General features: G+C 44.6%; 9 protein-coding genes. 4 read left to right on the top strand and 5 right to left on the bottom strand.

Going from position 1 to position 11,823, the window contains the following annotated elements; genetic code table 11:
* Window positions 1-3: 3 nt before the first annotated feature.
* Window positions 4-795, top strand: coding sequence for an MBL fold metallo-hydrolase (locus OH456_RS01305; RefSeq protein WP_270032628.1), 792 nt, complete (start codon window positions 4-6; stop codon window positions 793-795).
* 2 nt (window positions 796-797) lie between these two features.
* Window positions 798-1,388: an alpha-ketoglutarate-dependent dioxygenase AlkB family protein gene (locus tag OH456_RS01300; RefSeq protein ID WP_006069158.1), complete on the top strand. Its 591-nt coding sequence runs from the start codon at window positions 798-800 to the stop codon at window positions 1,386-1,388.
* Between the two features lie 56 nt (window positions 1,389-1,444).
* Here the strand turns inward: OH456_RS01300 and OH456_RS01295 are convergent, their stop codons facing one another.
* The 3 genes from OH456_RS01295 to OH456_RS01285 all read right to left on the bottom strand — a co-directional run bounded on the left by OH456_RS01295 (window position 1,445) and on the right by OH456_RS01285 (window position 6,133).
* Window positions 1,445-3,085, bottom strand: a complete 1,641-nt coding sequence (locus tag OH456_RS01295) for a diaminopimelate decarboxylase family protein (protein WP_124941817.1) — start codon at window positions 3,083-3,085, stop codon at window positions 1,445-1,447.
* 386 nt (window positions 3,086-3,471) lie between these two features.
* Window positions 3,472-5,208 (bottom strand): gamma-glutamyltransferase, encoded by a 1,737-nt coding sequence (ggt, locus tag OH456_RS01290; protein ID WP_270032627.1) that lies wholly within the window; start codon window positions 5,206-5,208, stop codon window positions 3,472-3,474.
* A gap of 148 nt (window positions 5,209-5,356) precedes the next feature.
* Entirely contained in the window at window positions 5,357-6,133 is a 777-nt protein-coding gene (locus tag OH456_RS01285) for a sulfite exporter TauE/SafE family protein (RefSeq protein WP_171388811.1), read from the bottom strand.
* Window positions 6,134-6,331: 198 nt separating this feature from the next.
* Here OH456_RS01285 and OH456_RS01280 point away from each other — a divergent pair, with 198 nt between their 5' ends.
* Entirely contained in the window at window positions 6,332-6,850 is a 519-nt protein-coding gene (locus OH456_RS01280; protein WP_006069154.1) for a DUF2058 domain-containing protein, read from the top strand.
* Between the two features lie 304 nt (window positions 6,851-7,154).
* On the top strand, window positions 7,155-8,807 hold the full coding sequence (locus OH456_RS01275; protein WP_270032626.1) for an SgrR family transcriptional regulator: 1,653 nt from the start codon (window positions 7,155-7,157) through the stop codon (window positions 8,805-8,807).
* 39 nt (window positions 8,808-8,846) lie between these two features.
* Here the strand turns inward: OH456_RS01275 and speB are convergent, their stop codons facing one another.
* A complete protein-coding gene (speB, locus tag OH456_RS01270; RefSeq protein WP_198558701.1) occupies window positions 8,847-9,773 on the bottom strand; it encodes an agmatinase in 927 nt (308 codons plus the stop codon).
* Window positions 9,774-11,684, bottom strand: a complete 1,911-nt coding sequence (gene speA / locus OH456_RS01265; RefSeq protein ID WP_270032625.1) for a biosynthetic arginine decarboxylase — start codon at window positions 11,682-11,684, stop codon at window positions 9,774-9,776.
* Between the last annotated feature and the right edge of the window lie 139 nt (window positions 11,685-11,823).

The raw sequence follows: 11,823 nt of genomic DNA, 5'->3' as shown, positions 1-11,823 counted from the left end.
ACTATGAAAATTCATCACTTAAGAAGCGCCACGTTTGTTATTGAATCTGGCGAAAATTTCATTTTGATTGACCCAATGCTTGGAGAAAAAGGGTCAATGCCTCCTTTTTCTGTGTTTCGATTTAAAGCAGAAAAGAACCCTACCGTTGATCTTCCAACCAATGCGGATTCGATACTTAATAGGGTAAATCAAGCCCTTGTTACTCACAGCCAGACATTTGGTTTTAAGCCTCTCCAGCATGGGGATCATTTAGACCCCGCGGGTGAAAAATTCTTAATTGATCATCAAGTACCAGTTACGACTCCTCTCAAAGATAAAGCGTATCTCGAAAAATATGGGATAACGGTAGCGAATGGTCTCGAAGCATGGAAACCAATACCATTTCTAGGAGGAGAAATCGTTGGTGTACCTGCTCAGCACGGTCATGGTTGGATCCATAAAGTGATGGCAAATGGATTTGGGTTCTTTTTACGACTTCCAAATGAACCAAGTATTTATATCAGTGGTGATACTGTGTTGACAGAGGACGTAAAAAGAGCGCTTAACGAGCTTAAGCCAGACATTACTGTTGTGGCAGCAGGTCAAGCGCAAATGGATGTGGGGCAACCGTTATTGATGCCTACCAATGAGGTAATGGAGTTCATCCGCTTGTCTCCGGGTAAAGTTATCGCAAATCATATGGAAGCACTAAACCACTGCCCAGTTGACCGAGAAACGCTGCGTCGATCACTGGAAAAACATGGTCTATCAGATAAAGTGTTCATTCCCGAAGACGGAGAAGTTATCGAGTTTTAACTATGGAATTAGCACAAGGACGTTGGACTGAAGTACTGGGCGGCAAACTACTGTGGATTCCTGATTTTATTGACGTGTTCGAATCATTAGAGTGGTTTCGTCTGTTAAACAGCGAGCTGCAATGGCGTGAAGATAAGATCATGATGTTTGGTAAATGGGTGACGATACCAAGGTTGCAAGCATGGTATGGTGATGCGAGTTATCAATACTCCAATTTAACGTTGGATCCGCTACCTTGGACACCGCATCTCGAAGACTTAAGACGGCGATGTGAGTTGGCTTCTGAAGCACCGTTTAATTCGGTTTTAGCTAATCTGTATCGAACAGGACAAGACTCGAATGGTTGGCATAGCGATAACGAACCAGAACTTGGCAACTCTCCAGTGATCGCATCGTTGAGCTTTGGTGGCACCCGCCGATTTGCGCTTAAACATCGAGAAACCAAGCAAAAGATAACGCTAGATTTACCCAGTGGAAGTCTATTAGTGATGGCTGGTGATACACAGCACCATTGGTTACATACGGTACCGAAAACAGCCCGCCATGTTGAACCGAGGATTAATCTCACGTTTAGGCATATCTACTCCAAATAAGCTTAAGGCAAAAAAGCTCCTACCAGTGGCGAGGAGCTTTTTCGTTCTACGTTACTCTATATTTTGTCGGCGCTTCTACGAGACACTCTGCGAGCCGCAGGCTTTTTGGCAGCGGGCTTTTTAGCTGCTGTTTTGGCTGCTGGCTTCTTCGTCGCAGCTTTACGTGCTGGCTTTTTCACTGGTGTTCTGGCTTTTTCGAGTTCCGCTTTTGCTTTGATAAAACGTTCTGGAAGTATCTGAGTTGCAAACACATCTTCTACGGTTTCTGCGCGCTTGATTAGTTCAGATTGACCATCCTTAACCAGTACTGTAGCCGGGCGCGGTAACGAGTTAAATTGGCTGGCCTGAGACTCAGCGTAGTGTCCTACATCCATAATCGCCAGTACATCTTTTGGTTGCAGTTCAGGCATGGTGGCACCACTTTCCCAGATTGAAGGGATGCAGATTGGTCCTGCAATCTCAGTAGTTTTTGCTACCACTGGTTGTGTCATTTTATTTGCTGGAAGGACAGGGTTTTTCGACTCCTGAGATTCCACCAAGGTCGCTAGGTAAGTAGACGCATCCACCATAGTGTAGGTGTAGTCCATTTCTTGATCGTCTTTAACGACATAAACGGACGTGAGAAGCGTACCTATGTTACCTGCAATATAACGGCCCGGTTCTAACCACAACTGAGGGATGTCAAAACCAGCACGGTTGAATTCGTCCAACATGCCCGCGCAAACCACTTTTGCGTAGTCTTCAATGGTATTGGCGTTCATCATGTGCTCTTTGCTACGACATTCAGGCTCACGTTCACGTGGCCAACCGCCGCCAAGGTCGACTTGGAATGGTTGAACATCACAAGCACGAGAAATTTCAATCACATCTTTAGCATATTGGCGATACAACGCATCCCAGCCTGCTGGATCTTTAGAGAAACGACCTAGGTGAGTGTGGAAGCCGTAGAATTCAAATATATCGATCTCTTTTACGCGGTTAACGATTTTCTTCGCTTCTTCACGCAACAAACCAAACTTGATCCACTTCATTGCACCTTTGAAGTCAGGGAATGGGTAGGCATCTGGTGAGAAGTTGTCGAAGAAGTCGTCTGGTAGAACCTTGAGACGAACAGCAATTCTTACTTTGTCCTCAGGTTTTACTTCACGGGCGATACGTTCAACTATTTCGATTTCTTCATAAGAGTCTAGGTGAATGGCATAGCCGTACTCAATCGCTTTGCGAATTGCTAGCTCAGGCTTTACGGTGCCGTTGAGAGCGATCGTTTTCGGATCTGCTCCAGCAATATGAGTCGCTTCTACTTCACCCGGACCAAAGCAATCACCGCCAACACCTTCTTCATTACAAATAGCACGTACCGCGAAGTTAGTATTCGACTTGATTGCGAACATAACGTTGACAGGTTTCGGCCAGTAATTCCCAAACGCTGCTTTAACACGACGCAGGTTACCACGCAGTGTATCTTCACTCAGCACAAATAGCGGGCTGCCATACTGTTCAATAAGATCGTTTGCTTTGCAGCCTCCAATTAACAGATCATCGCCCTTGGTTGTGAGTGTGTCTGTTGGAGTGAGAATATTCTCAAGACGCTCGGCGTAGTTCATGGTTGCTTTGTGTTCTTCAAGTAACTGCTTTTGCTCTGCTAATACCATGCCGAGATGGTTCACGGTTTCTTCTAAACGATCTTGATATTTCATGTCTGGCCTCTGTTAAAGGTAAAGTCTTGATTCATTTAACTAAGGCTTAGATTAACCAGTGGTTAAAACAGCATCATGTCACTCAGTGTCAATAAAGCTTACTCTGAAGTTACACTACTTAATTTGAGAAGAGGGAGAAACAGCACTGAGGACCTAGAGGTAGTGGGACTGTAAAAAGTACCGCTGATGGATATTTCTTATTCAGTATCGTTGGAAGTAAAGATTCGAGTTAACCTTCTTTTTTGAATCCTGAGGCAGTTCTTATAGTTTCTATCAACTTAGTTCATTTATTGTGTATGAAGGTTTAACTAAGTTATAAAACAGGAGCCTCAGTATAGTCATGAGGCTCTGTCTTTTAAGTGAGTGAAACTATGTCAAAGAGAAGTTTAATCACCTAACGAAGTCGAGGCTCGGCGACGATCAGTGGCGCCATGTAACTCGCCATCCTTAATTTCAATTGCGTTGAGCCCGCTTACCACAGGGATGACGTGAACTTTGTAGCCCATTTCGGCAAATTCCGGCACCATAGACTCTGCAAAGGTGCGCTTTTCGACCAATAGACCTGTGGGGTTATATGGCTTGGTACGGTCGATTTTTGTCCCGTACTGAATGTTGGGCAGGTCGATAGCATCTTGAGCTGGAAGATTCCAATCAACAATACCAACGATGGTTTTTAGCACATACCCCGGAATCTGAGAACTACCCGGACTGCCAACCACCAAACGCAACTGGCCTTTGTCATCCATCATCATTAGTGGCGTGATGGCAGAACGTGGTCGCTTACCTGGTTCGATAGAGTTTTGAACTGGTTTACCCTTGATACTCGGAATTGAAGAGAAGTTTGCCATCTGAGCATTAAGTAAAACGCCATCGACCATAACGCCGGAGCCCATTCCCGTTCCGACGGTACTCGTCATGGCTACCGCGTTACCCTGTGCATCGACGATAGAAATATGTCCAGTGTCTTGACTCTCAAAACCCTCGTGATTGGCTGGCGTCTTAGCCGGAGGCAATCCTGGTTTTATCGATTTCTTATTACCTGCCCCTTGTTCAGGAATGAGCTCATAACGATCATCGATATAGTCTTCCGCAAGCAGTTCTTTGACGGGCGTATCAACGTAGCTAGGATCGCCTGCGTACGCTATACGATCTTCCTTAGCGAGTCTCATCGCTTCTACCATTAGTCGCCAAGGTTCGGCACTGGTGTACGTCATGTTGGAGATATCATACTTCTCGAGCATATCAAGTGACTGGGAAACAAGGACACCGCCGGAAGCAGGGTAACCAAATGAGACGATTTGATTGCCTCGGTAATTTGAGCGGACGATATCGCGTTGCTTCATTCGATAATCGGTAAAATCCTTTAGAGTGAGTGTGGCTTGTCCGTCTTTTAGCTGTCCGTTGACCGTCTCAACAATACGCTCTGCCAATGGACCCTGATAGAGATAGCTATCCCCTTGTTGGGCGATCATTTTAAGTGTTTTCGCCATTTTAGGGTTGGTCATTTTGGTACCAGTTGGCCGAATCGTCTCTCCTTTCCAGTACAGCGCTTTTATCTCAGGGTCATTGATTAAACGTTCACTTTCACGCACGACAATGTCATAGGTATAGCTGTTCATGGCGTAGCCGTTTTCAGCATAATCTATAGCTGGCTGGACCAACTGTGCCCACTCTAACTTGCCATGTTTTTTATGTGTTTCGTAGAGGAGCTTAAGGGTCCCTGGTATTGCGACGGAGCGAGGTCCCAATATGTCGTTTCGGCTTATTGCCTTGCCGTTGTCATCGAGAAACATGTCGGGCGTTGCACTCGCTGGAGCGGCATCTCGTCCATCGTAGGCGGTAAAGTTTTTGGTTTCATTGTCGTAATATAAGGCGAAGGTACCACCGCCAATGCCAGTCATGTCCGGCTCAACAACCGACATAACCATTTGCATGGCCACCATAGCATCAATAGCATTTCCACCTTGCTTGAGAACGGTGTAGCCAGTGCTTGTGACGTAAGGGTTGGTAGCACTGACCATAAACTCTTTCCCAGTATCATTGGGAATGGTCGGGAAAGGGTTTGGCTGTGCAAAAGCCGCCGATGAAACAAGCGATAATAGAACCGCGTAGCGTACTGACATGAAGGCCTCGGTGTTTTTGGATACATTTACTAATAAGGGTAGGAAGTATCAGTAACATATCCACACACCTGGTTGATTACCGTCCGGTCATCACTTTGTCATTGATAGGTCAGAGGGTTATATAAGCTATATTGATTATTCCTACTGGTTATAGGTATGTGTCGTAGAAAAAATAGCAGGTGATGGCAATAGAGCTCAGCGCCACAAAGCCACGAACGTAAGATTGGGGTACTTTTCGTGATAAATCAGCAGCAAAGTAACCGCCCGTTAATGTGCCCAGCATGACAGCAATACCTGATTGCCAATCAATCAATCCATTGAAGATAAAAAGTACGATGGCAATAGCTGACACACAGGTTGAAATTAGCAGTTTGAGTCCGTTCATTAGGTTGATGTCACGATAGCCTGCTACCGCTAAATAACTCAGCCCGATAACCCCTAAACCCGCATTGAAGAATCCGCCAAATACACCTACCCCTATTAGGAACAATGAAAGCATCAGCGATATTAACAAGCCAAGCTTAGCGTGGCTGCTGACCTTTTTGAGGTGGTTATTGATGATGTCGCCAAATAAGAACAACAAGGTAGCGACTAAAAGAAGCCAAGGTACCGCAGTAACAAACTGTTGCTCAGAGACTTGGATCAAAAGGAAACTACCGGTAATACCACCAAAAAGGCTTAGTACAATGATCTTGGCAAGATTTGCTCTGTCTCTGACAATTTCTCGTCTGAACGCGTAGGTGCCACTTATATAGCCAGCACATGCGGCGAATGTGTTGGTGGCATTGGCAGTGATTGGAGGGACACCAGCTAGAAGTAGGGCAGGGAAAGTAATAAAACTTCCCCCTCCAGCAATGGAGTTGAGAATACCGCCGAGAATACCGGCAACAAATAAGGTGGCTAATTGAGTGATGTCGAGCAGCATAAAATCGTTAATTTTTTGTTATTTTCTAAGCAATAACATATAGCAATCCTACGTAAGTCTCAAAGTGTTTAAATACCAACGTGATCTCTGATTTGATGTGGCGGATTTTTATTTTGAGATAGCAGCGTAGCACTTGCTCTCGCGCGAATTTCTTGGGAACATTAAGGCAATAGGTAAATTGATTCAGGTCTACGTCCCATGTCGAAACTAAGCCTACAAGAACAGATGTTGAAAGCTGGCCTTGTAAACGAAAAAAAACTGAAGAAAGCCAAAAAAGGCTCTAAAAAATCTCGTGTTCAAGCTCGTGAAGCAAAAGCGGCTGTTGAAGAGAACAAAGCGGCTCAAAAAGAACGAGATCAAGCGTTAAACAAACAACGTGACGAAGAAAAGTTGAGCAAAGAGATTAAGGCTCAAGTTAAACAATTAATCACATTAAATGTTATTGAACAGCGCGACGGTGACATTAAATACAATTTCACTGACGGCACGCTTGTGAAGTCTATATATGTGACTCAGGAAGTCCGAGATCAGCTTAGCAAAGGAATACTTTCTATAGCACGACAAGAAGACAGTTATACGGTTATTCCAAGTATCGTTGCCAAGAAGATCATGGAACGTGATTCAGAAACTATCATCGAGAATGAATCGAAAGAGGAAGTCCTTGAAGAGGATGATCCATATGCGCAGTATGTGGTGCCTGATGACTTGATGTGGTAAGTAGGTATTTTCTAGAAGCCTCGATGCTGGCAACAGTATCGAGGCTTTTTTCTATCTGCAAAATGTGAGTTTGCTCTCATGGTATCGGTTTTCCCCCAATCGCTTACAGAACAAGAATGAGTTGAAGAAATACAAATAAAATGCTCAGCAGCTTAGGTTCGGTCGCTTTGGCGGCATAGCGGTAATCTTGGCGTTCGGCCCTTACAGTGTGTGTTGGATAATATACAGGATACATATTGACCTCCGGGTTGAGTGTGTGGTTATTATGTAAACTAATTGGCGAACAAAGAATGAAGAGATGATTATGGGAAGTTCACCTTTTTACTCGATAACGCAACTTAGAAGGCTCCAACAGCTCAATCAGCTATATTCAGTCGGAACCATTCATCCTGTTACGATAGGAGAACTAGCGGAAAATCTGTCGTGTTCCGAACGTAATGTCAGCAAGCTGATGGGCACTTTGATGGAGCGTGGGTGGCTAGATTGGAAAGCAGGTAGAGGGCGAGGTAACTTGTCTAAAGTTACATTACTTGTTGACTTTAAGGCAGTTATCCTAAATCAGCTGAGAGCTTTAGTTGGTGCAGGACAAGTCCAAACAGCGTTTGAATTAGCGGAACACTTTGATTACCAGATTGACTTTAAAGCCAACCTTTCTAATTGGTTACAAGATGCAGAAAGTGAGCTAAGAAAGCAAAATACGTTGATCTATGCGACTCCATTCCCAGTTCCTGAATGGCGACCGATGCATGCTCGTTCGTCTCGCTCTATCATGCTACTTGAGGGCGTATTTGATACATTGTTAAGATTTGATACTGTCACTCAGCGTGTCATACCGCACCTTGCCCACCATTTCAGCTATCAAGATAATCAACTGAGCTTCCGATTAAGAAATGACGTCTTTTTTCATGATAATCAAAGACTAACGGCAGATAGAGTGAAGGACAATCTGTTAATCAGGCATACTAGTGAGCATAGCTACAAAATACTATTCAGGCATTTAGAGAGCATCACTATTGAGGGACAATGGGTTCACATAAAACTACGTCAACATGACCCTGTATTTGTTCACCTTTTAGCGGACGTCCATTCAGGGATCTTTGATACCGAACAACCAAGCTTTCCTAACGGAACGGGGCCTTACTCTGTTGGTATGTTTAAGACTTTTCACTGGAGTTTTACTAAAAACCACAGATATTTCGCACTCGGTGGCTTGATAGATCAAGTCGAATTTTGGGAAGCGGATTCTTCTCCCACAACTGCCCACTTTCAAGAACTAAGAGAGTTATCACATAGCAATGATGAAGATAGCCAAGTAGCTGAGCAAGATGGTGGTTTAGTACTTCAGTTTATTCATCATAGCAACATGTTATCGTCTGAAGAACGACATTGGATCGTGAATCAATTCAGAGCGGTTGAAGTGAATATGTGTCAGGCAAACAGCATAATGCGATGTCATCAAAAGGAAGGACTGTACTTCTTTACGACAACATCTGCATTACCTCGAAGACCTGTGGTTATTGAAGTCAGGCACGTACATCGCAGCCTGCTTTTGAAAGTGCTAGAGCAAATCGATGTCGCATCTGAATCTTGGGTCGTGGTAGATAAAGACGAAGCACATAATTACAGCGTTGACATCTCTTTTGACTGCTATGTGTTTAGTGAGGACCAAGCATTTCAGTACTACGAGTGGCTCTTAACTTCTGATGTTTTCCGAAGGTGTCTCTCTGTGGAGAACCAGAAAAATATGACCCGCTTTCTAGATGAATGGCTAGAAGAGAGTGAAACTAGTGACGACTTCCTATTAAAGATGCACAAAGCTGAAAACTGGCTTATCCAACAGTTCTACTATTGCCCATTATGGCGAGATGACATGATATTCAAGACGTCACATAACTTATCAGGGGTCGAGATCAATGGAATGGGGGTACCGACACTGGCGAAAATGTGGTTGGATTAGAAAAACAGCAAGGCCGTTAAGCCTTGCTGTTTTTTGTGTTTAATCTTGAGTCGGTCTACTCGCCCAAACATAAAGCAGCTCTAGCGCTATGGTTGCACCAGCGAGAGCAGTCAGTTCGCTTTGGTCGTAAGGAGGTGAGACTTCTACCACATCCATACCTACCACGTTGATACCAGCCAAAGCGCGGATGATCTTAAGCACTTTATCTGAGTTTAGTCCGCCGCAAACTGGCGTCCCCGTTCCTGGTGCGAAAGCGGGATCCAAGCAGTCGATATCAAACGTGATATACACTGGTTTGTCACCGATAGTCTCACGGATCTGGCTAACAATTTCGTCAACACTCTGGTCATTCGCTTGCATTGCGTTGATGACTTTAAAACCATGGTCATCGTAATCATACTCAGTACGAATGCCTATTTGGATCGAATGCTTGGCTGAGATTAACCCTTCTTTTGGCGCATGGTAGAACATGGTACCGTGGTCGTAACTACTGCCATTAGCATAAGTGTCAGTATGTGCGTCGAAATGGATTAGCGCCATTTCTCCGTGATGTTTAGCGTACGCGCGTAAGATCGGCAGTGTGATGAAGTGATCACCACCCAATGCGAGCATAGTCTTACCACTCTTTAGAATTTCGCTAGTCGCTGCTTCTAAGCGATAGGTGAAATCTTCTGCGTCACCACAGTCGAAAACTAGGTCGCCAGAGTCGATAACTTTTGTTTTGTCGAATACGTTAAAATCCCAAGGAAACTTCTTTCCTTCCCACGCAAGATTGACTGATGCACGGCGAATGGCGTCTGGCCCTAGACGAGCGCCAGGGCGACCAGAGGTCGCCATGTCGAGTGGAACACCCAAGACAACCACATCTGCGTCAGCAGAAACTGGATTTTTCACGTATGGACGACGAACAAACGTCATCGCGTTTGAATACAGTGAATAATCAGTTTTAGTAAACAAATCATTCATTTAAAAATCCTCTAAATAGGTATAGCCTGTTAGGCCGTATTCTAATTCTTCTAAAATTAAGGCCTGTTCATCGGCTTCGATGTGTTTTTCAACAAGCTCTTTGTAGTTGTTTTTGATCGCTTCTACGTCAATGTGCACGTAACGCATCATGTCTTCAACAGTATCGCCAAGGTCGATAGCAGAAAACTCGAAATCACCATTATCAGTGACGTTAACTACCGCGCTGTGCGTATCGCCAAACAGGTTATGCATATCACCCAAGATCTCTTGGTATGCGCCTACTAGGAAGAAGCCCATTAAGTATGGCTGGTCTTTGTTCCAAGCTGGCACTGGTAGTGTTGACTCAATACCTTGACCATCAACATATTGGTCAACTGCACCATCAGAGTCACATGTGATGTCTAGCATAACAGCACGAGTCTGCTCTTCACTTCCTAAACCAGATAGTGGCAACACTGGGAATACTTGCTCAATACCCCAAGCATCAGGAAGCGACTGGAACAGTGAAAAGTTCACGAAGAACTTATCGGCCAAACGCTCGCTTAGTTCGTCAAGAATCGGTCTGTGGAAACGATTCTTGTTGTCCATTTGTTTATGTAGCTCGCCATAAATGCTTAAGCTTAATTGCTCAACCCAAGCACGCTGATGCAAATCCACGACACCAGAAGTGAAGAGTGTTTGAGCTTCGATCAGGTCACTTTGAGTATCGTTGTAAATCTCGATAAGTGCACGTGCATCGGTGCCCGCTCTTAGGTTTTGCCAGTTCTGCCACATATTTTGCAGCAGCAGTGGAGCGTCTTCGCTCGGTGCATCAACCGTTTCCACATTATAGCTTTCCGTACCTATTACATTGGTAATCAATACAGCGTGGTGTGCAGTGAGTGAGCGACCAGATTCTGAAATGATCACTGGCGCGCTTTCTTCATAAAGAGCACACACATCACCTACGGTACTTACGATGTTGCGAGCGTACTCCGCTAAGCCGTAGTTCATTGAACTGCTTGATTGGCTACGTGTACCATCGTAATCAACGGCTAGGCCGCCCCCAACGTCGAAGTAAGCAATAGGCACTGACATTTTGCGAAGCTCACAGTAGAAACGTGCAGCCTCATTCACACCATTGCGTACATCACGGATGTTGGCCATCTGCGAACCTAGATGGAAGTGAACTAACTGAAGCATTTCTAGCTGGTCTTCAGCTTTCAATCTTTCAACGACTTGTAGCACTTGAGACGCTGACAAACCAAATTTCGACTTTTCACCGCCGCTTGCTTGCCACTTACCTGCACCTTGTGATGCTAGGCGAATACGTAAACCGACACGAGGTTTAACGTTTAGTGCTTTTGCTTCCTTAAGAACGATATCCAGCTCGGATAGCTTCTCAAGAACGATGAACACTTTGTGGCCAAGCTTTTCGCCAATCAGTGCAAGACGTACGTATTCTCTGTCTTTGTAGCCGTTACAAACAATCACTGAGCTCGCACGTTGAGCCATGGCCAGTACTGCCATTAACTCAGGTTTGCTTCCTGCTTCAAGACCAAGCTGTTTCGTTTCTGCTTCTGCTTGGCTAGCAAGAATTTGTTCTACTACGTCTTTTTGTTGGTTCACTTTAATTGGGTAAACCAATAGATATTCGTTGTTATATCCGTAATCATTGATCGCTTGGTTAAATGCGTCGCAGATACCATGAACTCGTTGATGGATGATTTGCGGAAAACGCACTAAGGCAGGCAAGGTTAAGCCTTTTTCTTCAAGTGCTTGTGCAATACGAGTTAATGGAACATGGTGTTGACCGTCTTTACGAGGAGAAACAGTTACATCGCCGCTGTCATTGATGCCAAAGAAATTTTGGCTCCAGTGTTGTACGTTGTAGTCGGCGCGGATGCGGTCAAGTTTGGAAGTATTAGTCACGGCATGTCTCACTTATCATGCGCTCAGGCTGGTACTAATCTTTTTCTTTTTCGAATTTTCGCTCGATTTGATGATTGGGAATTAGCGTTAACCTGAAAAATCAAACCTCGTGATGATCTTCCATGATGGTCACGAACAG

The organism is Vibrio sp. La 4.2.2, assembly GCF_027586995.1.
GTDB lineage: Bacteria > Pseudomonadota > Gammaproteobacteria > Enterobacterales > Vibrionaceae > Vibrio > Vibrio mediterranei.
This window is presented reverse-complemented; position numbering and strand designations above follow the sequence as displayed.

Coding starts and splice junctions, on each gene's coding strand:
- OH456_RS01305 (WP_270032628.1), top strand. CDS start 4: ATGAAAATTCATCACTTAAGAAGCGCCACGTTTGTTATTGAATCTGGC.
- OH456_RS01300 (WP_006069158.1), top strand. CDS start 798: ATGGAATTAGCACAAGGACGTTGGACTGAAGTACTGGGCGGCAAACTA.
- OH456_RS01295 (WP_124941817.1), bottom strand. CDS start 3,085: ATGAAATATCAAGATCGTTTAGAAGAAACCGTGAACCATCTCGGCATG.
- ggt (WP_270032627.1), bottom strand. CDS start 5,208: ATGTCAGTACGCTACGCGGTTCTATTATCGCTTGTTTCATCGGCGGCT.
- OH456_RS01285 (WP_171388811.1), bottom strand. CDS start 6,133: ATGCTGCTCGACATCACTCAATTAGCCACCTTATTTGTTGCCGGTATT.
- OH456_RS01280 (WP_006069154.1), top strand. CDS start 6,332: ATGTCGAAACTAAGCCTACAAGAACAGATGTTGAAAGCTGGCCTTGTA.
- OH456_RS01275 (WP_270032626.1), top strand. CDS start 7,155: ATGGGAAGTTCACCTTTTTACTCGATAACGCAACTTAGAAGGCTCCAA.
- speB (WP_198558701.1), bottom strand. CDS start 9,773: ATGAATGATTTGTTTACTAAAACTGATTATTCACTGTATTCAAACGCG.